This window comes from Polaribacter sp. OB-PA-B3 (assembly GCF_054589375.1).
In genome coordinates this window covers 507,484-532,203 of the sequence record NZ_BAAIIX010000001.1, presented here as the reverse complement: position 1 = coordinate 532,203, position 24,720 = coordinate 507,484, and the positions used below count along the sequence as shown (strand labels likewise).

The following is a 24,720-nucleotide window of genomic DNA, read 5'->3' as shown; positions in this document are numbered from 1 at the left end:
CCAAATAGATTTTTAAAAACCTTAAAATATTCATATTTCAAAAATAAGAAGAAATTAAAAGGTATAAAAAAAGCGTTACAATTTTGTAACGCTTTTATTTATAATATGAATAATAGCAACTTATTCTGCTGCAGTTTCATCTTCATCTTCATCTACAGAAACAGTAGCATTACGAGAAGTTCTTACTTGTACTACAACCGTATTATCTGGGTGCATAAAAGTATAATCATCGTTAAATAAAGAAGTAACAAATAATTTATTACCAATCTTTAACTTAGAAATATCTGCTGAAATAAAATCTGGCAAGTTTGCTGGTAAAGCTTTTACTCTTAATTTACGGTTTGTAAAACGTAAAGAACCACCATTTAATACACCAGGTGAAGTACCTGTTAATTTTACAGGAATATTCATTGTAATTTCTTTATCATCGAATAACTGATAAAAATCTACATGTAAGATTTTATCTGTTACTGGGTGAAATTGGATATCTTGCAAAATAGTTGCAATCTTTTGTCCATCAACATCAATAGTTGCAGTGTATACGTTTGGAGTATACACCAAGTTTTTAAACGCTTTTTCTTCTGCAGAAAAATGCACTGGCTTATCTCCTCCGTATATAACGCAAGGAACCATACCAGCATTACGTAAGGCTTTTGTTGACACTTTACCTACGCTTTCTCTTTTTGATCCTTTAATTGTAATTGATTTCATTACTTTTTTTATTAATTATTTACATTAAAAATTGTCCACTAATCGATGTGTTATCTTGAACTTTGTGCATAACATCAGCGAATAAGGGCGCGCAAGATACAACTTTTATTTTTGAAGTCTCCTTTTTTAGAGGAATTGTATCTGAAACTATTAATTCTGTTAAACCAGAGTTCTCTATTTTCTCGTATGCACCTCCAGAAAGTATAGGATGTGTGCATATAGCTCTTACACTTTTTGCTCCTCTAGCCATCATTAAATCTGCTGCATGTGCCAATGTACCTCCAGTATCTATCATATCATCTACTAGAATTACATTTTTACCTTCTACATCACCAATTAGCTCCATATGAGAGATTACATTCGCTTTTTTTCTTTGCTTATAGCATATTACAACGTCAGAATGTAAATGTTTAGAATATGCGTATGCTCTTTTAGAACCACCCATATCTGGTGACGCTATTGTTAAATTTTCTAAATTTAAACTCTTAATATAAGGCATAAAAATAGTTGAAGCGAAAAGATGATCTACTGGTTTTTCGAAAAATCCTTGAATTTGATCTGCATGTAAATCCATTGTCATTATTCTAGTAGCTCCTGCAGATTGTAATAAATTTGCTACTAATTTTGCACCTATTGCAACTCTTGGCTGATCTTTTCTATCTTGTCTTGCCCATCCAAAATATGGCATTACTGCTGTAATATGTCTTGCAGAAGCTCTTTTAGCCGCATCTAACATTAACAACATTTCCATTAAATTATCTGCATTAGGAAAAGTAGACCCTATTATAAAAACTCTTCTTCCTCTAACAGATTCTTCGAATGCTGGCTGAAATTCTCCGTCACTAAAGTATGTTGTTTTAACTTTTCCTAAAGTGGTATTGTATTCTTTTGCAATTTTTTCTGCCAAAACTGTGCTTTGTCTGCAGGCAAAAAGTTTTGGTGCTAATTGATTTGTAGGCATTTAGTTGTTATTTAGATTGTGTTGTTGTAAGGGCACAAAAGTAGAAATTATTTATTTAGTTTGAAATTAATTTATATACTTTAAAATAAAATAATTTAATACATTTGCAATCTTAATTCTAAATGCTCAAGTGGCGGAATTGGTAGACGCGCTGGATTCAAAATCCAGTTCTTTCGAGAGTGTGGGTTCGATTCCCACCTTGAGTACAAAATAAAAAAACCTCAACTTTTAAAGTTGAGGTTTTTTATTACTTTATGAATCTTAAAAAAAATTCTTAAGTAAAAATTTAATTCTTTTTTTTATTCTTCTTTTTTTTCCTTTTGTAATTTCAAAAGGAAGTATTAAAATTAAATATATTAAAATAAATGGGCTTTTTAATTTTTCCATTATAATATAATTATTTCCTTTTTTGAATTTTTTTACTAAAAATTATAAACAAAACTCCGCAAAGTAACCATGCCGGCAATGTTACAAAAGATAAAAAAACATCGAATTGAACAGAAATAAAATAGAAAAGACCAAAACTAATAGCCCACGCAAATAGTACTGCATTATTAATTTTGATTCCAGCTAATTCTGCATAATTCTTTTGAATTCCAAACTTTTTTGCAAAGAAATGCTCGAATACAATAATTGCACCAAACGGAGCCAAAATAAAACCATAAAGAGCTACAAAACCTAATAATTTCATAGCAAATGCTGGAAACAATCCTGCTACTGTAGCAATAGCACCTGCAATTATAGTGACTTTAGCTGTCGATAACTTAGGTAAAATAGCTTGAAAAGCTAAACCAGCTCTGTATATTGTTGGGTTTGCAGTCGTCCATCCTGCTAAAACAACTGCTATAATTCCGAATACTCCAATTGCATTGTATGCCATAGGACCAGGAGCTACTGGAGGTGCATTACCTTCACTTAAATAAGAAAGAGCTTCTGGAGATTTTAAATAAACAGCGTAAAGTAAAGCTGCGGCTATCCATGCCATATAATGTCCAACATACATTCCTGCAGCAGTTGTCCAACCAGCTTTTGCTTCTTTTGCAAATCTAAAAACGGATAAGTCAGACATACCAATATGCATTGCACCATTAGCAAACCAAGACCAAATAACAACATGCCAAAAGGTAAATTTTGTTTGTCCAGGAAAAGGTTCTCCTCCATCACCCCAAATTGCCCAAAATTTTGAAAAACTATCAACTCCTAATTGACTAAGAGCTACAATACCTGCAGCCACAAAAGCCAAAACAATAAAAGGAGACATCCAATTTGCTGCTTTTGTAACCGTATCATATCCTTTTGCAGCGATTATAGAAATAACTGCACCAATAGCAATTACAATTATAATCCAAGTCATTCCATTTGGTAAAGTATCATCTAGTTTTGGCATAGGCATATCAAAAGGAATACCTACCGCTGTAGCAGATACAGTTATCATAGAGCCTGCCAAAAAACAAAATAAAATACCATTAGCTAAATTGTAACCTGTAACTAATTTTTTACCACATATTTTTTCTAACTGAAAATACAATGTTAACCTGTTTTTAACAGCTATTTCTGCTGTTAAAAAACGCCAACTAAGTACTGCTAATAAATTACCAAAAAGTAAGCCAACAATCAGATCAAAAGCACTTACTCCTGCTGTTAAAAAAAGTGGACCTATCATAAATTCGGTTCCTGCAGCATGTTCTCCTGCATACATACCTATAAAGCTTTTCCACCCTTTTAACTTAGAATTTGGTATCGGTTCTCTTTCGAACTCTCCACTTACTACTTCTTCTACTTGATTTGACTTTATATTTATTTGGCTCATTTATTTTATTTCTTTAATGATTAGATTAAGTGATTAGGAAAATCTTCTACTCGCTCACAACATATTTGCTCCATTACTTGTTGCAACTCTGTTTTTAAAAGAGAGATCGTATGGTTACCACCTTTATTACCAAGAGCAGATACTCCGTACATAAAAGAGCGTCCCATAAAAGTAAATTTTGCACCCGAGGCTAAAGATCTTGCAACATCAACACCAGATCTAATTCCACTATCCATCATTACCTCTATTTGATCTCCGTATTTTTCTGCAATAGATTTCAAGGGTTTTATTGTAGATTCACCAGCATCTAATTGTCTACCACCGTGGTTAGACACAATAATACCATCTAAACCCAGTCGTATTGCTTGTTCTGCATCATAATGCGAGGCAACACCTTTTAAAACTATTTTACCTTTCCACATATCTCGAATTGGTTTTATTTTATCTTCGTTTAATCGACCAGAAAAGGTTTGGTCCATAAACTTACCTAACTGTTTTAAGTCTAAGTTTTTTGGCATGTAAGGCAATAAATTGGCAAAATTAGGAATTCCGTGTTTTAAAGTTTGTAAACTCCAATGAGGTCTTCCAAATGCTTGTAAGATATTAGTTAGATTCATTTTGGGCGGCATTGCTAGGCCGTTTCTAATATCTCTTGGTCTAAAACCAAAACTTGGCACATCGCATAGAATTACCAAAACAGGGCATTCTGCTGCTTCTGCTCTTTTTAAAATATCATCTCTTAAACTATCTTCTGTTGGATGATATAGTTGAAACCAAGCCTTACCTTCTGTTAGCTCTGCAGCTCTTTCAATACTAGTTGTAGTAACAGTACTTAAGATAAACGGAATATTGTGCTCAAAAGCTGATTTAGCTAAAATCTCTGGAGAATTCGGCCACATTAAACCTTGCAGTCCAACTGGTGCTATACCAAAAGGAGCATCGTATTCTATACCAAAAAGTTTAGTTTTTGTTGATGATCCACCATGATTACGCAAATAATTTGGCTTTAATTGTACTTCTCTAATTTCTGAAGTATTTCTTATAAGGTTTACATCTTCATTGCAGCCACCATCTAAATACTCAAATGCAAATTTTGGTATTTTCTTTCTTGCTTTATTTCTTAGATCGTCAATTGACGGATAGCGCGTATCTATTTTTATAGCCATGGTTTTGTATTGTAAAATAAATATTAAAAATTATAAGTAAAATCTATTTGCAAGATTTTTTTAAAATTTAAAATTATATAATTAACTTTTTTTTTGAGATTTTTAAATTTTAAAGAATGCTTTTTTTAATCGTTAACTATAAAAGGAACATGTTTCTTTAAAGCATAGTTTTTTCTCAAAAATTTAGAATTTAATTTTGTATCCGAAATTGCTATTGCAGCTCCTAAAGCAGAACCTAACGATGCTTTTGTGGTTCTTAACTTCATGCCTCTTAAGTAATGTGACAATAATTTTATATAGATATCATTGTCTGTAAAACCACCATCTACATATAATCTGTCAATTTTTTGTGTATCTGCAATTGTTTTAATACTATCTACTTGCAATTTTACTAGCTCTATCATTAAATGATGATAAGCATGTTCAAAATTATTATACAGATATTTTGTTTTCTCAGGCATATTTTTATCCTGAAAAGACTCCCATTTAAAAGAATGCTTAAAATCTTGTAAAACTTCAAAATAAACGTCATAGTTAAACTCAACTGTTTTATGATAATCTTTATCAACATTAAATTTTTCTGACAACTTATTTACTTGAATTTTATATTCATTTCCTAAAAACAATCTTGACGACTTTACAGGTTTACCATTAATTCTCATGTAATTAATACAATCTGCTTCTACATCTTCTTTTGTTAAGGGTTTATCTACAAATGGATTCAAGGCGATACTCCATGTTCCTGTAGAAACTAAAACAAACGGTTTTTTTATACTTCTTACATATGGTAAAAGAGCAGAAGAACTATCATGAATTCCAACTCCTATCTTAATTCTTTTACCATTATAGTTCATATTTAAACTTGTTTCTGTAGAAACTATTGGTGGTAAGATTTTGTGAATTTCTTCTTGATACACCCAATCTTGGTAATCTTTGGTTTCATAGTTCCATAAAATTGTATGACAACCAATACTTGTATACTCGTTAAGAGGAACTCCAGAAAAAATATAACTTAAATATTGTGGTAAATGTAAAGAATACTTAATCTTTTTAAAAATTTCTGGCTTTTTGTACTTTAACCAATACAATTGCAACCCAGAGTTTAATAAGCCCGGTGACCTAGATGCACCACTTGTTCTAATTAACTCTTGATCGTTACCATATTTATTGTAAAATTGATCTACAATTTCACTATCAATTTCCTTTGTATAATTGTACAAAGGTGTAAGAATTTCTCCTTCCTCGTCTAGGTGAACAAAACTTGCACCATAAGTAGAAAAGTTTATTGCTTTCACATTAAACTTTTCTGACTTCAATATTTTGTAAAAAACTTCTTTTAACCAGTTTTGTAATGCATGAATATCTTCTGTTGGATGACCATCTTCATCTTTAATTTCATCAAAAGAAGTGTACTCTTTATGAATTTCTTTAAAATCTTTATCAAACAAGAAAAACTTCTTGTTTGTTTTTCCAATATCGAAAACTGCAGTTACTTTTTGTTTCATAAGAATTTTTTATAGACCCGTAGCTATCGTATTTTTCCCTCTTTCTCTTATTAATTGATCTCTAACTTGTAAAGTTCTATAAGCATCTATAGGATTAATTACTCCTCCTGAATTTAATCTTGCCTTTTCTAATAAAGGACGAACATCTGTTCTATATGCTTCTTGCAATATTTCTTGACATTTTACAACATCATTATTTAACTGCGCTGCTCTTAAAACATCTTGATCTATTAGCATAGCTTTTGCATATGCTTCTTGAATTGCTTCTAATGATTGAATTAAATCTTCTAAAGGATCTTTTATATTATGACTTGCATCAATCATCCACGCTAAATCAGGGTTTTGTGGATTATTTTGCATTCCATATACTAATTCGTTAAAAATTAAAAATAAAGCATATGGTTTAATACTACCTACTGTTAAATCGTCATCTCCGTACTTACTATCATTAAAATGAAAACCACCCAGTTTACCTTTTAATTGTAATATAGATACTATTTGTTCTATATTAGAATTTGGTAAATGATGCCCTAAATCTACTAATGTATAAGCTTTATCTCCACATCCGTTAGCTAACATTAAAGAAGCTCCCCAATCTTGAATAACTGTACTGTAGAAATTTGGCTCATATGGCTTATACTCTACTAACATTTTCCAATCATCTGGCAAACCCTTGTAAATATCTATTAAACTGTCTTGTGTATTTTGAAAAGCTGTCTGAAAATTATTTTGTCCTGGAAACGAAGACCCATCTGCCAACCAAACTGTTAAAGCTTTAGAACCTAGTTTGTCTCCTATATTAATTACATCTAAATTATGTTGAATTGCTTGGTCTCTAACAGCTTTGTTTACGTTACTTAATGAACCGTATTTGTAGCTCTCTTTAGCACCATTTTGATCTTGAAATGTATTAGAATTTACAGCATCAAATTTTATATTTAAAGCATCTGCTTTTTCTTTAATTGCAGCATAATCTGAAGGAATATCCCATGGAATGTGTAATGAAACAGCACCTGCAGTTTGTGTTAAACTATGTAAGATACCAATATCTTCTATTTTTTGTTCTAAATTTGACGGTTCACCATAAAAAGAAAAACGTCCAAAACGAGTTCCTCCTGCGCCTAATGCCCAACTTGGTATCGCTACTTGAAACTCTGATAGTTTAGCTACAATGCTATTAACATCTTTACCTTGTTTTGTTAATTTATTTGATAAAAAATCAAAATTTTCATTATGATCTTTTAACGATTTCTGATTGTAATCAGATATTTGAGGTTGATTGATCTTCATTTTTAAATTATGTTCTTAATTAAGTAAGACTTCTATAAACTTGCTTAAGATTTACAGAAGTCTCATTCTTAATTCAAATTAAAATATTATCTCACAAAAGCATTTGCCATTCCACCGTCTACATTTATAATGTTTCCGGTAGACTTATCTAATATTCCCACTAAAGAGAATACTCCATTAGCAATATCATTTGGTGTAATAATTTCATTTAGCAAGTTTCTTTTTGCATAGAAAGCTGGTAATTCTTCTACAGTAATTCCGTTTGCTTTTGCTCTACCTTCGGCCCAAGCACCTTCCCAAATTTTACTTCCAACAATTACTCCATCTGGGTTTACAGTATTAACTCTAACTTTATCTTTAGCTAACTCTGCTGCTAATAAACGCACCATGTGTTGTTGCGCTGCTTTTGCCGTTCCGTAAGCCACATTATTTGGCCCTGCTACTAACCCGTTTTTACTTGCAATTGCGATATAATCTCCTCCTAAACCTTGTTTACGAACAATTAATGCAAATTGCTTAGCTAAATCGAATTGTCCTTTAACTAAAATACTTTGTAATATATTCCAATCTTTATCTGTAGTATCTGTTAATGGTTTAGAAATAGCTAAACCTGCACTATGAACAATCATATCTACACCACCAAATTCTATAATTGCTTTTTTATAAGCGCTTGCAATAGAATCTGTATTAGTAACATCACAAACAGCATAAGAAGACACATCTCTTGCATACGTTGCATTTGCTTCAACTAAAGCTTCTTCATTAATATCTGTTAATACTACATTCGCACCTTCGGCTGCTAATTTATCTGCAATAGCTTTACCAATACCACCACCAGCACCTGTAACAACTGCTACTTTTCTAGACAATGGCTTTTCTTTTGGCATTCGTTGTAATTTTGCCTCTTCTAATAACCAGTACTCAATATCAAAAGCTTCTTGTCTTGGTAAAGAAGTATACTCTGTAATAGCTTCTGCACCGCGCATTACATTAATTGCGTTGATGTAGAATTCACTTGCAACCCTTGTTGTTTGTTTATTCTTTGCAAAGCTAAACATACCAACCCCTGGATATATAATTATAACAGGATTCGCATCTCTAATTGCTGGACTATTATCTTTTTTACAAGTGTTGTAATAATCTACATATTCTTGACGATACGCTGCAAATGCAGGCTCTAATTTTGCTAAGATAGCTTCAGAATTAGATAAATCTTCATTTTTATCTAAACTTAAAACTAAAGGTTGAATTTTTGTTCTTAAGAAATGATCTGGACATGAAGTACCCATTGGAGCCAATCTTTCTAAATCATGACTATTAATGTATTGCATTACAACATCAGTATCAGAAAAGTGACCAATCATTCTATTTTCAGAAGAACACAAACCTCTTAATAAAGGCATAATTTGAGCTGCTTTTTCTAAACGCTCTTCTTTAGGTAAACTTTCTACTTTTTGACCACCAAAAACCTCACCTTGTTCTTTTAATTTTTGTTCGATATACTCAGAAGCCATTTCAATAACCTCTAAACTGTTTATGTAACACTCATAAGACGTATCTCCCCAAGTAAATAAACCATGACTACCTAAAACAATACCTCTAATTCCGGGATTGTCTGCTAAACACTTTTCTAACTGTAATCCTAAATCGAAACCTGGCTTTTGCCAAGGCACCCAACCCATTGTGTCTCCCCAAATTTCTTTTGTAACTTTTTCGCTGTCTTTTGCTGCAGCAACTGCTATTAAAGCATCTGGGTGTAGGTGATCTATATGTGCAAATGGTAATAAACCATGTAAAGGAGTATCTATAGAAGGTGCTTTACTATTTAAATCGTAAATACAATGATTGAATAAGCCAACCATTCTATCTTCATCATGTAAGCCTTGGTATACATTTTTCAAATCACGCAATCGTTCTGTATACAAACCTGCAATTCCAGAACGCGTTAAAGTACCAATGTCTCCGCCAGAACCTTTAACCCACATAACTTCTACATCTTCATTAGTTAATGGATCTTTCTCTATAGTTTTACAACTTGTGTTTCCTCCTCCATAATTTGTAATTCTTAAATCAGACCCTAAGATGTTTGAGCGATATAAAAATAATTCTACTTGATTATCTGCAAGAGATAAGGCTTTTTCTTCGTCCCATAAATAATCAACGTATTTAAAACTTTGTTTTGTTTGTTTCATTGTTCTGTAAGTGATAAGTTATAGTTCAAATATAGATTTCAATATAAACTTTTGTATCCTGTACTATACCGCAATAAATAAAAAATTATATAAATTCTTAAATTAACCTTTAAATATATATTTAGTTTTAAATTTTTAACCTTAAATTGTTTGTAAGTTTATAGTTTTTAGGAAGTTCTTTATAGTATTCTGATTATTATTATAACGCTTTTCTTACTTTTGGTTTATTAAAACGTTTAAAACAATATTTTTCTACATTATGGATATGTTAAAACTTATAACAATTGAAGAAAACTCTAGGGTACCAAAATATCAACAGATTATAGATTCTATTATTCATAATATTTCTCGCGACAAACTAGTTATGGATCAAAAAATCCCTTCAATTAATATGCTTAGTGAAGAATTTAATTTATCTAGAGACACCGTAGAAAAAGCATATAGCATATTAAAAGAACGTAAAATTATTACTTCTATAAGAGGTAAAGGTTTTTATATATCTAGAACTAAATTAATATCTAAAGTTAATATTTTGTTTTTAGTAAATAAACTAAGCTCATACAAACTAAGAACTTACAACCACTTTATAGATAGTATTGGCGCTAACTCTCATACAGATTTGCATATTTATCACTGCGACGAAACATTATTTTTAAACTTAATAGAAAAAAACAAAAGAGCATACGATTATTTTATAATTATGCCTCATTTTAAAACGGAAGATTCTAAACATATTAGTCTACCAGAAAAGGTTTTAAAAACAATAGAAAAAATTCCTAATGAAAAATTAATCATTTTAGACAACATAAAAGAAAATATACACGATAGCTTAATTCAAATTTATCAAGATTTTGAAAATGATATTTACAGCGCACTTAATGAAGGCGTAAACAAAATTAAAAATTATAAGAAAATAATTTTAGTATATCCAGAAAAAGCTATTTACCCTTACCCTAGAAGAATACTGCATGGTTTTAGAAAATTTTGTGTTGAGCATAATTTAGATTTTGAAATACTTGACAAAATCTACGATGACATGATTTTAATAAAAGGAGATTTATTTATTACCATTGAAGAATCTGACTTAGTAAACTTAGTAAAACAAGTTAGAGAAGACGAATTTAAACTAGGTAAAGACATTGGTGTTATTTCTTATAATGATACTCCGTTAAAAGAACTTTTAGGAATTACTGTTATATCTACCGATTTTAAAGTTATGGGAGAAACTGCTGCAGAAATGATTTTAAATAAAACTAAAGGTAAAGTTAAAGTTCCTTTTAATTTTATTGATAGAGAATCTCTTTAATAACTTTTTAATTGAATACTAGAAGGGCTATTAACTATAATCTGATTTGGTAATTTAGTTAAACTTCCTGTTTTTGTATTTCTTTTAAAAATTGTAATATTATTTGTAAACTGATTAGCTACTAATAAAAAATTACCTTCTTTAGAAATTGCAAAATTTCTAGGGTGATTTCCTGCAGTATCTACATGTTCTATAAGTTGTAATTTCCCGTTATTTTTGTTGATAGAAAACACAACAATACTATTTTCTTCTGAACCACGATTAGAAGCATATAAGAATTTACCATCATCAGAAATATGAATATCAGCAGCAGTATAAATTTCTTGCTTTTGTTGATAAGATTGATAATCTTCAATAAAATTTAAACTTCCTTCATCGTATGAATATAAATTTATTTTACCACTTAATTCATTAATACCATAACCATATAACTTATTTGGATGAAATGTAAAATGTCTTGGTCCGGAACCTAATTTTGTTTTAATTTCACTTTTATTTATTAAGCTATTATTTTTCTTATCAAAACCAAATTTTCTAATTTTATCTGCTCCTAAATCATGGGCAAATACATATCTATTGTCAGGAGAAAAATTAGACGAATGTATATGAGATGCTTCTTGCCTGCTTTTTATAACGCTGCTATCTTTAAATTGTAAAATTTGTTTAGCTAAACTTATACTACCATCACTTTTTATTTTAAAAAGACTTAAACTTCCATCAGAATAATTTGAATTTATAAGAAAACCACCTGTTTTATCAATTTCTAAATGCGCAGGATTTAACCCTCCACAATCTTGCATATTTAACAAGTTTATTTTAGAATTTGATACATCAATTTTAAAAGCAGCAACTTTACCATTGTATTTCATTTGGCTATCTACAACAGAATATAAATAATTACCATCTTTAGAAATTTTTAAAAAAGAAGTGTTTGTAATATTATTAAGCGTAAATGTTAATTTGGTTTCTGCTGTTTCTTTATTAAACTCATACACATGTATACCTTCACCTGGTTTTTTATCGGTAAAGCTACCAACAAAAAGTAAAGTTTTTTTTTCTTTTAAGTCTGTATTACATCCGTAGAAAAAAAGAGTAATAATTATAAACAAAGTGCTATTTTTTGACATATAGCTTAAAAAAAGATTTTTTTGAATTTGTTATTATTTCTTCGTTTTTAAAAATCAACTTTTCTCCTTCTCCAATATAAATACTTTGAAGAATATTCATTTTATTTAAAGTTATAACAGCATAAGAACCTTTAAAATAAATATTTTCATTTTTAAAAACTTCATCTTTAGATTGTGTAATTACATATTGAATTAATTGTTCTTTTGGAGTTTTACTAACTATTTTTAAACCTTTATAAATGCCATCTATTTCTAATTTTTGAACAGACTGAATAGATGATTTTTCCTTTTTATGATAAGGTTCATAAACTACAACAAAAGGATTTTGCCAAGCTTCTCCTTTTTTTCGAATTACCAAAGTTGGTGTTGGTAATTTATGATACGGTTTTGGAGATTCAAAAGTTATTGGTGCTTTAACTTTTGTATATACTCTATCTTCAAAGCCTGGAATATGTAACTGCATAAAAACAGCTCCTCCTTTTAATTTTTTTGTATGAAAAGTTACAACAACATCTTTTTTATACGTCTTAGAAGTTTGTACATCCTTAAAAAAATGCCATCCAGGATTTCTATATCTTTTATTGTGTATCCATTTTTCATTGGCATTTGCCATATATCGATTTGGAGTTTTTGTAAGATTTAAATCCTTATTCTCAAACACCAATTTATCGCCTATATTATGATATAAGTAGTCGTGAAACTCATTTGGAAGTTTAGATTTAGAACGAAATACATCAACATAATATCCTGTTGTTGGCGAAGTTCTGATTAATCCCAAAGTACGTTCTTGAGTTGCTTCCGCCTTATCACCTTTATCATCTACAAAACTCGTTTGACTAAATGAATGATTTGGGGATATTGCCTCAGTTCTAACTTTAGGTTCCATTGCAATTAGCTGAACAGAATTGATCCCTAAATTCACCCAACCTCCTTCTCCTTGAGAACTTCCATTAACAATTACTGTATTGTGTGCAGCAAAAATTCTTGAATAATTTTCGTGCAAATCTTTACCATATTTTTTTCTACCATGATCTACACCCAATACTTGTCCTTCTCCATATAACTCAATATTCATACCTTCTGCATGACCATGCACCATATGAGCTCCGCCAACAAAACCCATTAAACCATCTTTTGGGTTATTAGTTGTACTTAAGTTTCTTTGCAATACAATACCTGCATGATAAACCCTATCTGTTCTTGGTAGCTTAATTTTACCGGATTCTCCGTAAATGGCATCATCATACCAAAATAGAGCCTCTATATTTTTTCTTGAATATTTTCCTTTATCTAGTGCATTCTTTAACAGTGGAGCAAATTTATCTTGTAAATACTTTAAGCTATCCATCTTCGCTAAAACATACGCATTTTCGTAAGCTTGATAAGAACCATGTTGTCTTCTATGACCATCTCCCCAACGTATAATTTCATTATTTGGATATACCAAGTCATCCAACCTTGGTAATGCAAATAATATATTTGGATATTTAGCTCCTAATTTTAATGAAGGATTATATTTATTAATTACCAATAACAACTTGGTTAAAATTTCTGTAGAATGATTCAAATACTGTGAAGTTTCTGGCCAAATATCACCTTGATTTTTATAATTTTTCGCCATTATTGGCAAAGCATCTTGGTTTTGTGTACTTTCAGTTAAAAAATAGGACAACCATTTTTCACGTTCTTTAGCATCATCCAAAGCCAGTGCGTTATACACCAAACTTGGCGATTCTAATACAGAATGATTTGACCCTGTTTGCCCATAATTCACAGTGATGTTCGCATAGGTTTTAAAAACATTTTGAGCTTCTTTTAACGGAAAATTTATTTTTTTACTTTTGATGATATCAAACACCATTCCTCCGTTTTTTAAGTAGGAAGCAACAAAATCATAAATTAATGGCAACCTATATCCAATTACACGAACTTCTCTAAATCCATCATAAGGAAATAGTAAACCACCTCTTCCTTTCCAGGTAGACATTTTTGATTTCTGAACAGATTTTGTGAAAGAATATAAAATACTACTTGCTAAATAGGCGTATTTTTCTTCTTGAGTGATATAATATAGGTATCCACAATCTAAAGCAATTTGCAAATATTGTATTAAAAGTGCTGCAGGTTTCCATTCTTTTTCAGTGGCATTGTCTAAATTTCTATGTTTCCCATTTTCTATGTGATCGGTTTTTAAAAAAGGAGGAAATTGATTTACTTCAGCTTTAGACCAATTAAAAGGTAAATTTTTAAGATAAGATTTTGGGTTCTGGTAAAACTTATAAACCTGCTTGTCTGTACTTTTTTTTAAACCTAAATAAATCTGTTTTGCCCAAGGTTTAGAATCTATTTTCTCTAAAATTTCTGATCTCTCAGAGTTTTTTACTAAAATAAACGGGCGTTCAAATCTTTGAGCAAAGAAATTTAATGAACATAGCACTAATAATAATTGCAAGCAGATAGTTTTGTTTTTCATATTAGGCCAATTCAAAAAATATTTATTTCTTTTACGCTGTATTATTGATAACTCGCAGCTTTTTCTTGTTTTCTTTTTAAAGCATTTCGCATTTCTTTAAGAACCTCTTTATAGTTAATATCTGCAACGATATTCTTGTTTTCTGATGGGTCTATTTTACGGTTGTATAACATCTCTTCTCCATTTTCAAATAATGAATAGGTAAAATTATCTGTTACAATAGCATCCGCCTTTTTAAAACGAGCATATGCATAATCTCTAAAAGATTTTTTAGGATTGTCTAAAGTAGCTTTAAAACTTTTTCCCATAATATAATCTGGTACAGGTATGTTTGCTAAATCACAAAGAGTAGGATAAATATCTACACTTTCTACCAAAGCGTCAGTTTTTTTTCCTATTGATTTTCCAGGAACTTTAACTACTAAAGGTACCTGTAAAGCGTTGTGTAACGTATTGTGTTTACCCCAAAACTCGTGTTCTCCTAAATGCCATCCATGATCACCCCAAACCACAACAATGGTATTTTCTGCCAAACCAAGCGTTTCTAGCTCATTTAATACTTCTCCAACTAACTGATCTACATAACTAACACAAGCATAATATCCATGACGCATCATTTTATGAAATGCTTCTGTATTGGGTTTATAATCTCCAAAGCTATAGCTTTTAAACTCTCCACTTCCTCTCAAATATTTAGGAGCATTTTCTGGTAAATGACGATTGTCTGCAATTTCTATGGAATCTCTATCATATAAATCCCAATATTTTTTTGGCGCATAAAAAGGCATATGAGGTCTAAAAAATCCGCAAGCCATAAAAAATGACTCTCCTGATTCTTTAAAACGACGCAAATCTTTAATTGTTTTTTGTGCGATTTTGTAATCTGGATAAGCACTATCCTCAACTTCTGGAGCTTCATATACACGACCATTTCCAGATTTCATAATCAGATCGTTAGTTGTAGGATCATAACTTACTCTATGACCTCCTTCTGGCATCCAAGGGTTTTCGCTCCAACTTGCTTCTTGAACATCTTTATTATAATGAAAAATTTTTCCGTTAGAGATGCTTGTATAACCAGCTTCTTTAAAAATTGCTGGTAACGTTTTTGCATTTGGAACATCTTCTTGTGCTTTTGCTCTATAATCTATAAAACGTGTTTTTGTTGGTAAAATACTTGTTAGTAAACTGGCTCTAGATGCTCCGCAAACAGGCACATTACAATAGGCTTTATTAAAAACCAAACTTTCATTAGCTAGTCTGTCTATATTTGGAGATTTCACATGTTTTGCTCCATAAATATTTAACTCTGGACGTAAATCATCAATAGCAATAAACAGCACGTTCATTGGTTTTTGATTTTTATATTGATTTATAGTAGCTTCTGTTCTCTCCTTTGAGGATTTACAGGAAACTAATAGAAAAAATAGAGCAGATACATAAGTAAAAAGTTTTTTAATAATCATATTACCAGTGTTTTATAACGATACAATCTTCTTTTGTAAGTGAGTTTTTTATAGCATAAGGAATTTTTCTTCTTGGTGTATCTTGGTCTAACTTGAATCCTTTTTTACCTTTTGGAGTAATAATTGGCATATTACCAATCCTTTCATCTAAAATATCCCCTTGAGATTTCATCCAAGAAAACATATCTTTTGCCAACTTTTCTTTCATCAATTTAAATTCAGGGTTTTGTGCCAAATTATTTTTTTCAAAAGGATCTTTTTCTAAATCGTATAATTCTTCAAAAGGTTCATTTTTAAATTTGTTTGCTCCTCTTTTTATAAAGTAATCTACATTTGGTTTTCCTGTTAAATTTTGTTCAACAACTTCTAAAGAATTAAAATTTCTGATGTATTTATAACGTTTATCACGAATCATTCTTGACGGAAAAATCTCTGAATTTAGAATATTCTGATTGGTTCTAACTCCATACACATATTTGTTAATTGCCTCATCTTTTCCTTTTAAGATTGGCAAGAAACTCTTACCATCAATATCTTCTGTTGGCTTACCTCCTGCAACTTCCATAAAAGTTGGTAACACATCTGTATAATGTATTAATTGATTTGATGTTGATCCAGCTTTAATCACTTTAGGCCATCGCACTACAAAAGGTACTTTTAAACCAATGTCTTTTACTGTAAACTTTCCAGAAACTCCGTGATCTGCACTATAAATAAACAAAGTGTTTTCATCTAAATGAGCATCAACGAAATCTAAAACTTTTTCAATCTGTGTATTGTCTTCTGCTATACTTCTGTAGTAACCTGCCCTACTTTTAATATACGATTTATCATTTTTTTTATGTTCATTAAAAGGATAAAATTTAAGGTTGTTAGCATCTGGATTTTTAACCTCAAAATATTTTCCGTGTGGATATTTTGACGTGATGAACATACAAAAAGGCTTTTTTGCAGTTTTCATATAATTTTCAATACTGTCTAAAGGAATGTAATCTCTTGGCACATCTTTTTTAGGAACAGGTTCCCATTCTTTATCCCATTGATAAACACTGGCTGGTTTTACGTGACTTTTTCCTGCTAAAACAACTTCATAACCCAATTTTTTCATTCTGGAAGTAACACTTTCAATATTGGGTCTGGTTGCTGTATGATTGGCAAAACAACCATTTTTAACTGGATAATTTCCTGTAAAAATTTGAGATCTACTTGGTGCACAAATCGCTTGTGCTGTAAATGCATTGGTAAATAACATTCCTTCTTTTGCCAACCTATCTACTGCTGCCGTATTAACCTTTTCATTACCATAACAACTATAATCGTACACATCTTGATCGTCTGCTAAATAAAATATGATGTTTGGTTTTTGATTCTGATTTGCATCAACCTTAGCAACATTCTTAGATTTATTATTACTAATACATCCTATAAATGCTAAACTTATCAACATCGAAAAAGTTAAAATAAAGGACTTTTTACTCATTTCTTAAATTCTATTATTGATACTTTTTTACACCTTCTACTTTAGGATAAGGCACTTTTTCTTTGTTTTTTACCCAAGTTCCTGTTGGTGCATTATTGGCTTTTAACCAAGCTAACATATCTGCATTCATTTGCAATGCAATTTCCATTTCTTTGGATGTAGGATTGTTTAAAATATTTCTTTTTTCTGAAATGTCTTTGGTGATGTTGTACATTTCAAATTCTTCAGTTTCATAAAAATAAAACAACTTAAAATATTCTTCTCCTACTCTTGTTTGAATTAAAGTTGAAGGCGAAAAGCGCTCATCCATATATCCTGGAAGATGCCAAAATAAATTTTCTCTTGAAATTCTTTTTGCCTCCCCTCTTAAAACTTTTGCAAAAGAAGCTCCATCATATTTAGGTTTGCTTCCATCTTTCTTTTTTAATGTAGTAACATCTACTCCACTCAAATCTGCTAAAGTTGGTAAAAAATCGATACAATGCACTGCTTGATTTGTTATCGAATTTTCTTTAATCACATTTGGATATCTAAAAATTAATGGAACTCTAAGCCCACCTTCTGTTAAATTTCCTTTTTTCCCTTTCAGTGGATTGTTTTCTCTTAATCCTCCATTATCAGAATAAAAAATGAAAATTGTATTGTTGGTAATATCATCAGAAAAATCGCCATCTCCATTTGGATCTTTTAAGGCATTATTTATTTTCCCAACATTTTGATCTAACAACTCAATCATAGATGCATATTCGGCAATTCTAGGATTTAATCCTCTTTTTACATATTTTTCTGTTAAATCTTTTCTTCCTGTTACATCAGAATGAACTGCGTGAAAAGGCACATACAAAAAGAATGGATTTTCATCATTTGCTTTTTCTTTGATATAATCTACAGAAAAATCGCCAATAGCATCTGTAAGATGTTTTGGTGTTCCTTTTAAAAGCTCTAAGTTTCCTTGAGATTGATATGGTTTTAGAATTGTATTAATATATGTTTCATCATAAGGATTTGCATATTTATCTACAAATTCAGAATTAAACGTCCATCCTTTTTTATCGGAATTTAAGGCTAAATAAAACTTTTTAGTTCTTTTTCCGTTAATAGGAGCTGCTATAATATGATGAATATCTGCTGGTAAATCAATACCATAATCACCCTTTAAAGGATGTGGAGTTCCGTGACTTTTACCCACTAAAGCAGTTTGATAACCTTTTGTTTTTAGGACATCAAACATATTGATACCCTCTTCTGCGATTACTTTTTTTTGCTTGTGAGGCTCAATAAGTACATTTGGAAATCCTTTAGTTCTTTTGTCTTGTCTTTTTAAAGAACCTACATTATACACCTGATTATCTACACCTGTTGCATATTGTCCGCTAATTAAAGCCGCTCTTGATGGCGCACAATTTTGATTGGCATATGCATTTGTAAAAGACATTCCTTGTGTTGCCAATCTATCGATTACGGGCGTTTCATAAATTTTAGAACCATTATTCTTATTTGTATTTCCTGTACTTATATCAACCCAACCTAAATCATCTGCAAAAATGAATACAATGTTTGGTTTTTTAAGATTATTCTCCTTTTTCTGTTGTTTTGATGAGCTACAATTAAAAAATATCACTGTTAAAAAACAGGCAATTAAGATTTGAGGTATTCTTTTCATTTAAATGTTACTTTATTTTTTTAATATTTTTAATTATATATTAATTTTTTAAAGGTATTATTTAGTTTAACCATATATAATCCTTTTGAAAAATTTGAAACATCAATTATTTCTCCTTTTCCTGAAAGAATTTTAACACCATTTAAATTATAAATTTCCCAATTTTCTAGAATCTGATTTTTAATTGTAAATAGTCCATTTGAACTTGGGTTTGGATAAACAACTAAGTTGTTTTTTAACGTATTATCATCAATAGAAAGACTTTCTTGAATAAAAGTAGCTTTTATATTTAAATCTGATGATATTGTAATTGTTAATGGGTTTTCTGTACTTTGAATGTCTCCTGTCCAACCTTGAAATTTCCAACCTTGATCTGGAATTGCATTCAAATTAAATTCTTGCCCTCTAAAAGAGGTTCCGCTTTTATAGTTTAATAAACCTTTTCCTTCTTTACTAATGATTACATCAAAAACTTCTACATCATTTTTAGGTATAAATTCTATCCTATCAAAAACAATACTACCTGTATTTACTTTTTCATAAACTTTAAACTCATTAATAATCCCTGTCCAATGAGACCAGTTTGTTAAATCAACATTAATGGTATGCCATTGATTATCATTGGGTATTGTAATTTTCTTTCTACCTGAAGCAAATTGTGTACCTGGAACATTAGCAGCCATTTGCAAACTAGAACCTTCTGTAGTGTTTTTAACAACTAGCTTTAAAGTACCATACAAATCAGAATTAATGTTTAAACCTTTAATTGCAGCCATAGGAAATGCAAATCCGCTTGAATAATTTAAGGCTAATTTGTCATCTTCAGAATTAACAACCATTCCGGAACTTACTGCTGTCCAAGGTGAGAAATCTTCTGTAGTTGTCCAAACCACAGTTGCTGGTGCAATAGTTGATTGAAAATAATCTTCCGTTCTAAATTCAAATTTTTCGAATGCAAAAGAAGGAATTTCTGTATCTATACTGATGACAGAACCTGATTTCCCGTCATTTCTTGCTGTAGTTACAATACTTTTCCATTCAGAGTATTGATGAGGATTAGGGTTTTGATAAGCCTCATAAGCAGCAAGACCTTCATCAGTTAAAATTCTTTCTGGTTCACCTCTACTGTCAAATCCGCTTTTTACAAAACCTGAATTGTTTATTAAGAAGTTCTGTAATTTGTTATTAGCTTTAGTATATGCTAAATTCCTATAATACAATGTTGTACCTTCTGGCAATTCTGAGATTAATGTAACATTTACATCTTCATTATTTCTATATGTTAAAGAACTGTTATTATAATTATACAACAACACATCATATTCTGTTTCCGAATCGGTTTTTGCAAAAATTGCTTGAATATCATTATTTGAAATATTAGGTGAGCCAGAAATATTTGTGTTGTAATGCACTTTTCCGTTCATTGTTTTTAATGTTTTTATTGCTACTGGATCTTCTGACCCTGTTCTGTTTCCCCATCTATATATAAAATCTAAATTTTTGTCTTTATTTTTATAAAATATATCAGAAAAATACAATTCTACAATTTCTGCATGTGAAGTTGCAGCATTAATAAAACCTTTATCATCTGCTCCATTCATCGTTGTAACTGTGGCATACTCCATTAAATCAATAATAGCATTGGCATTCCACTTTGGGTGATTTATTAAATCAGCAAATAAATGGTCATATTTAATGCTCATATTGCGCAATGTTCCACTGCCTAAAACTACGTAGTCAGAGACTCCCCAAAAATCATATCTCACATTATTATCTGCACAATATTCTATTAAATCTTTAGCAAAAGAAGCAAAAGGTTCTCCTTTGTAATTTAAAACAGATCCGTTTTTGTATAAGAAATCAGGAGCTCTAGTGTGCAAACCAATAACAGCATTTGGCAAAACTGCTCTTACTGCTTTTTCAGTGTTTTCATAATGTTCGATAAAGTCCTGTTTAGTACCAAACCAATGATCTGGTGTTTCAATTTCTGAGCCTACTCTAAAGCGCCAAGACAATACTTTTTCTTCACCATAAATAGCTACTAAATGCGTTATTAACGCCTTTATATAATTGTGGTATGCTTGTTTATCAGCTGGTGGTAAAGAGTTTCCGTAAATAGAAATTTGCTCATCTTCTCTAAAATTGATATTATCTCTAGTTCCTGTTGGGATAAATGTGTAACCGTGTTGAAAAGCCCAAGAAGGTTGATCTAATACAATTTGATGAATTTCTGTCTGAGAGTTAAGAATTTTATCTATTCTATCCGTTAATCGTTCAAATTTATATACATACACATTATTGATAGAATCATATAAACAGGTATCAAAATCTAAATCTTTTACATTTTTTCCGTTAACAGTTTTTTTGATTCCACCAATCATTCTAACAATATTCATTTTTAGTCCTGGACGGATATTAGAACCATTTTTGGGGCTAATTCTGTTGGCAATAGACCAAATATTATGCAATGGCTCTTTTTTATTGATTTCATCTGTAAAATCTGTAGACACTTGAACTTGAGCATTTATGCTGCAATAGAAAAAAGTTAACAGTACTAAAACAAGATTTTTTTTCATATTAAAATTGAATTTTAAAGGTTGCTATTTAAACCTATATAATATGCAAAGTAGTTTAAGATGAAATATTTATTATCCTGTTGTGTACTGAATAAATCATTCTTTAACAAAAACATTTATAATTTATTAGGTTTAAAAAGAATTTAAAATCTAATTACTGCCAATTTTAGCTTTTTGCTCCACAAAATAAGGTTGAAATGTATAGTTGGATTTTGCATCCCATTTTACATTTATTTTAGGCAGAAGCTTTTTCATTTTTTCAATTTGAGTTTTGTATTTCGGGTTTTTAGCTTCATTAGTCCATTCATTAGGGTCTATGTTATGATCGTAAAATTCTTGAGTTCCATCTTCGTATTGAATGTATCTAAAACCATCTTTTTTTATAGCATGATTATTCATACCAAAAGTTGTCAAAGCGTAAGAGTTGTCAATTCCTGAATTATTTTGCATCATAGCCACTAAACTATTCCCTTCATTTCTATTGTAAGTTGGCAAGCCACTCAATTCTAACAAAGTTGGATAAATAGACAACATTTCAACTGGCGCATTAATTTTCTTTCCTTTTGGCAAATTTGGAGCAGCAAATAGCAAAGGCGCTTTTGTTGCAGTTTCCCAAAGTGCGTGTTTTGCAAATGTTCCTTTTTCTCCTAATCTGTATCCGTGATCCGACCACAAAACAATAATGGTATTGTCTGCATATTTGGTACTTTCTAAAGCCTCTAAAACTCTACCCAATTCATAATCAACATAACTAATACACGCTAAATAAGCTTGTACTATTTTTTTCCATTCTCCACTTTCTTTTGCCCATTCTGTAGATGGCATCATTGGTAAATCGTTAATTTGCATTCCTACAGGTGGAATATCATTTAAATCATCTGCTTTATAAGGTGGTGTTTCAATTTTATCTAAAGGATACAAATCGAACCATTTTTGAGGAACATATAAAGGAACGTGTACACGTAAAAAACCAAGTCCCATAAAAAAGGGCTTGTCATAATTTCTTTGTAAACGTTCTGCAACCCAATTTACAGATTGATGATCTGGCATTAAGGTATCATTTTCTGGAAAAGCACCCCAATCTGTACTTGTTCTTCCATATTTTTCTTTTTTAGATTTTGATGTTCCAAAACCATCCCAAACAAAACGCTTATTAGGATAAGGACCAAAACCTCTAATACGACCTCCAGACTCATTAAAAACACTATCTGGAGCGTGAATATGAAATAACTTTCCAATTCCCATTGTATGATATCCATTTTGCTCAAAATATTCTGGCAAAAACGTAATATCTTTAGTTGCTGAGTTATCTTTTCTTCGGATTTGATTGTCTGGTGTCATTCCATAAATACCAGTGGTTGATGGCCTTAAACCCGTCATTAAAGAAGCTCTTGAAGGTCCACATAATGGGGCTTGCACATGAGCGTTCGTAAATGTAACGCCCATTTTTGCAAGTCTGTCAAAATTAGGCGTTTTTACATTTGAAAAATTTTGAATTGGACTAATCCAATTGTTTAAATCATCAACAGCAATAAAAAGTACATTTGGTTTTGAGATTAAATTTTTCTTTTGATTGGTTTTTTCTTGTTTACAGGAAAATATGCTAACCAATAAAACCAATAATAAAATACTTTTTTTCATAGTTTGATGCTCTTTAATTAGCTCTAAATCCAGCTATTTTTTCTTTTAAATCTTTCACAATTTCTGGATTTCTTGCTGCAATATTTTTTTTCTCATAAGGGTCTTCATCAATATGAAACAATTGAACAACTTCACCTTTCTTTCTAACTGGATCTGGAACGATAATTTTGTAAGGTGGAAAAATTGCCATATTGTAAAACATACTATTTTCAATGGTATCAAAATCGTGTGCATACACTTCTCCAAAAATACCTTTACGCTTATTTAGTGCTTTTGTGTCTAAAACACTTATTCCTGGTAAATTATCAGGTTTTTTTATATTTAAAATATCTAAAACAGTAGGTACCATATCTATACTACTAACAATGGTTTCTGTATCCATTTTAGGTTTTATTTTACCTGCCCATTTATACATAATTGGTGTACGTATTCCCAAATCATAAGGAGCTCGCTTAGAATCTGACATATACCCACTTTTATCAGGATTTTGTTTCCAGCCATTATCACACACGTAAACAAAAAGCGTGTTTTCTGTCAACCCTTTATCTTCTATTAAATCGAATAACTGCCCGCAAGTTTCATCAAACCACTCTATCATTGCCCAATATTTTGCCAAATGCTCAGAGTCTGTTTTCTTTTTATATTTTTCGAACAAATGTTGTGGTGGGTTATGAGGTCTGTGAGGTAAAAAAGGTGCATACCATAAAAAGAAAGGTTTCTTTTCTTTTAATGCTAAATCTACATAATTGTTGATGGTGTCTAAACCTTCTCTTCCTATTTTAAGACCATAATCTCCATGTCTTCCTCCTCTTTTAGGGTTTCCATGAGTCATACCGTAATCAAAACCACCTATTTTATAACCACCGTGCCACCATTTTCCTGTTTGAAATGATAAATAGCCTTTTTCTTTAAGCATATCTGGAAGTGTCGATTGCTTTTCAAAAGCTGAAATAATAGGTTTGTAAGCTTCTGCTCTATTTTTTTGACTTGTTTTACGATCTCCTTTTACACGTTCGTAAACTTTATCATTTCCTAAAATTCCATGTTTTTTAGGATACAGACCTGTAATTATTGAAGCCAATGACGGAGAGCATAAAGGTGTAGGTACATAACCTTTTGTAAAGGTTAGACTTTCGGAAGCGAATTTATCTATTCTTGGGGTTTCTATATTTTTATCGCCCATAAAACTATAATCTGTCCAAGATTGATCGTCTGAAAGAATAAATACAATATTTGGTTGATTTTGAACTTTATTAGAAACACTTTCTATTTCTTTTTTAGTTCCTTTTCCGCAAGAAATTAAAATGCTTACGGCAAATATACCTATAGCTATTTTTTTAATCGTTATCATTT

16 protein-coding genes and 1 tRNA gene are annotated in these 24,720 nt (G+C 30.7%); 2 read left to right on the top strand and 15 right to left on the bottom strand.

The genetic code is table 11. The annotated features are described in order from the left end of the window. Positions 1–120: 120 nt before the first annotated feature. Entirely contained in the window at positions 121–711 is a 591-nt protein-coding gene (locus ACYPV9_RS02195) for a 50S ribosomal protein L25/general stress protein Ctc (protein WP_299062665.1), read from the bottom strand. Positions 712–730: 19 nt separating this feature from the next. Further along, positions 731–1,672 carry a ribose-phosphate pyrophosphokinase gene (locus ACYPV9_RS02190; RefSeq protein WP_299062668.1) on the bottom strand — a complete coding sequence of 314 codons (942 nt, stop codon included), beginning with the start codon at positions 1,670–1,672 and terminating at the stop codon, positions 731–733. 124 nt (positions 1,673–1,796) lie between these two features. Here ACYPV9_RS02190 and ACYPV9_RS02185 point away from each other — a divergent pair. After that, positions 1,797–1,878: transfer RNA gene (locus ACYPV9_RS02185), tRNA-Leu, on the top strand. A 191-nt stretch (positions 1,879–2,069) separates the two neighbouring features. Here the strand turns inward: ACYPV9_RS02185 and ACYPV9_RS02180 are convergent. The 5 genes from ACYPV9_RS02180 to ACYPV9_RS02160 all read right to left on the bottom strand — a co-directional run bounded on the left by ACYPV9_RS02180 (position 2,070) and on the right by ACYPV9_RS02160 (position 9,635). Then, the gene (locus ACYPV9_RS02180) at positions 2,070–3,482 is read right to left on the bottom strand and encodes a purine-cytosine permease family protein (protein ID WP_299062671.1); all 1,413 of its coding nucleotides are present in this window, start codon (positions 3,480–3,482) and stop codon (positions 2,070–2,072) included. A gap of 20 nt (positions 3,483–3,502) precedes the next feature. Next, positions 3,503–4,648 (bottom strand): alpha-hydroxy acid oxidase, encoded by a 1,146-nt coding sequence (locus ACYPV9_RS02175; protein ID WP_299062674.1) that lies wholly within the window; start codon positions 4,646–4,648, stop codon positions 3,503–3,505. A 125-nt stretch (positions 4,649–4,773) separates the two neighbouring features. Further along, positions 4,774–6,153, bottom strand: coding sequence for an FGGY-family carbohydrate kinase (locus ACYPV9_RS02170; RefSeq protein WP_299062677.1), 1,380 nt, complete (start codon positions 6,151–6,153; stop codon positions 4,774–4,776). Between the two features lie 9 nt (positions 6,154–6,162). Beyond that, positions 6,163–7,443, bottom strand: a complete 1,281-nt coding sequence (locus ACYPV9_RS02165) for a sugar isomerase (protein ID WP_299062679.1) — start codon at positions 7,441–7,443, stop codon at positions 6,163–6,165. An 86-nt stretch (positions 7,444–7,529) separates the two neighbouring features. Then, positions 7,530–9,635 (bottom strand): bifunctional aldolase/short-chain dehydrogenase, encoded by a 2,106-nt coding sequence (locus tag ACYPV9_RS02160; RefSeq protein WP_459741448.1) that lies wholly within the window; start codon positions 9,633–9,635, stop codon positions 7,530–7,532. 265 nt (positions 9,636–9,900) lie between these two features. On the opposite strand from ACYPV9_RS02160, the gene ACYPV9_RS02155 reads away from it, so the two are divergent. Beyond that, positions 9,901–10,941 (top strand): GntR family transcriptional regulator, encoded by a 1,041-nt coding sequence (locus tag ACYPV9_RS02155; RefSeq protein ID WP_459741447.1) that lies wholly within the window; start codon positions 9,901–9,903, stop codon positions 10,939–10,941. Here the strand turns inward: ACYPV9_RS02155 and ACYPV9_RS02150 are convergent. From ACYPV9_RS02150 to ACYPV9_RS02115, 8 genes are all read right to left on the bottom strand, one after another. Further along, on the bottom strand, positions 10,938–12,050 hold the full coding sequence (locus tag ACYPV9_RS02150; RefSeq protein ID WP_459741446.1) for a lactonase family protein: 1,113 nt from the start codon (positions 12,048–12,050) through the stop codon (positions 10,938–10,940). The two genes, ACYPV9_RS02155 and ACYPV9_RS02150, sit on opposite strands and share 4 nt — an antisense overlap. Before the next feature lie 4 nt (positions 12,051–12,054). Further along, entirely contained in the window at positions 12,055–14,541 is a 2,487-nt protein-coding gene (locus tag ACYPV9_RS02145; protein WP_459741445.1) for a heparinase II/III domain-containing protein, read from the bottom strand. 41 nt (positions 14,542–14,582) lie between these two features. Continuing rightward, the gene (locus ACYPV9_RS02140; protein WP_459741444.1) at positions 14,583–16,007 is read right to left on the bottom strand and encodes a sulfatase; all 1,425 of its coding nucleotides are present in this window, start codon (positions 16,005–16,007) and stop codon (positions 14,583–14,585) included. A 1-nt stretch (position 16,008) separates the two neighbouring features. After that, positions 16,009–17,487 (bottom strand): sulfatase family protein, encoded by a 1,479-nt coding sequence (locus ACYPV9_RS02135; protein WP_459741443.1) that lies wholly within the window; start codon positions 17,485–17,487, stop codon positions 16,009–16,011. Between the two features lie 13 nt (positions 17,488–17,500). Continuing rightward, positions 17,501–19,150, bottom strand: a complete 1,650-nt coding sequence (locus ACYPV9_RS02130; protein ID WP_459741442.1) for a sulfatase-like hydrolase/transferase — start codon at positions 19,148–19,150, stop codon at positions 17,501–17,503. Between the two features lie 29 nt (positions 19,151–19,179). Next, positions 19,180–21,726 (bottom strand): GH39 family glycosyl hydrolase, encoded by a 2,547-nt coding sequence (locus ACYPV9_RS02125; protein WP_459741441.1) that lies wholly within the window; start codon positions 21,724–21,726, stop codon positions 19,180–19,182. Positions 21,727–21,876: 150 nt separating this feature from the next. Beyond that, positions 21,877–23,367, bottom strand: a complete 1,491-nt coding sequence (locus tag ACYPV9_RS02120) for a sulfatase (RefSeq protein WP_459741440.1) — start codon at positions 23,365–23,367, stop codon at positions 21,877–21,879. A gap of 13 nt (positions 23,368–23,380) precedes the next feature. Further along, positions 23,381–24,718 (bottom strand): sulfatase-like hydrolase/transferase, encoded by a 1,338-nt coding sequence (locus ACYPV9_RS02115; RefSeq protein ID WP_459741439.1) that lies wholly within the window; start codon positions 24,716–24,718, stop codon positions 23,381–23,383. Between the last annotated feature and the right edge of the window lie 2 nt (positions 24,719–24,720).